This is a genomic window from Coprococcus sp. AM100_B19A (assembly GCF_027662015.1).
Taxonomy (GTDB): Bacteria; Bacillota; Clostridia; order Lachnospirales; family Lachnospiraceae; genus Allocoprococcus; species Allocoprococcus comes.
Map to the genome: position 1 here is coordinate 1 of NZ_JAQDKN010000052.1, position 502 is coordinate 502.

Here is a 502-nt window from a genome sequence, read left to right on the forward strand (position 1 = left end):
TCAACATTCTCATGGGAAGATAATCCATAGAAATACGGATTTCCTTCCATATCAATCCAGCTCTCCATTCCATCTACTAACAAACGAATATGTACACCCCTGTCTGCCGCATCATGCAGTGCTCCTAAAATCAATTTTCCACTTTCATCGGATTGAAATGCAAAAGTAGAAAGAATAATTTCCTTTTTTGCATTCTTGATCAAACGCACTCTTTGTAAAAGCGCTTCTGGATTCTTTTCTATGATTACTGCCCGTTCTGTATTTTCACTGCATTCGTTCCATGACCCATTTTTTGTTTCTTTTTTGGTTGTATTGGACACTTCCGGCTGCTTTTTATATGCAACGCAGATTCCGAGCAATTCATAAAAAGCCACACATAAAAAAATTGCCAGTATAACAAGAAGGATTTTACATATTTTATACTTTTTCATTGTACATCACCTGATTCCTTTTTATTTCATACTTATACAATACAAAGTCAATCTCAATTTAACCTCAACAA

Annotated in this window: 1 protein-coding gene; it reads right to left on the bottom strand. The window is 34.9% G+C overall.

Features of this window, described 5'->3' with window-relative positions; translation table 11 throughout:
* A partial coding sequence (locus PGQ33_RS16720; RefSeq protein WP_270206125.1) for a phospholipase D-like domain-containing protein occupies positions 1–431 on the bottom strand: 431 nt, incomplete at its 3' end.
* Between the last annotated feature and the right edge of the window lie 71 nt (positions 432–502).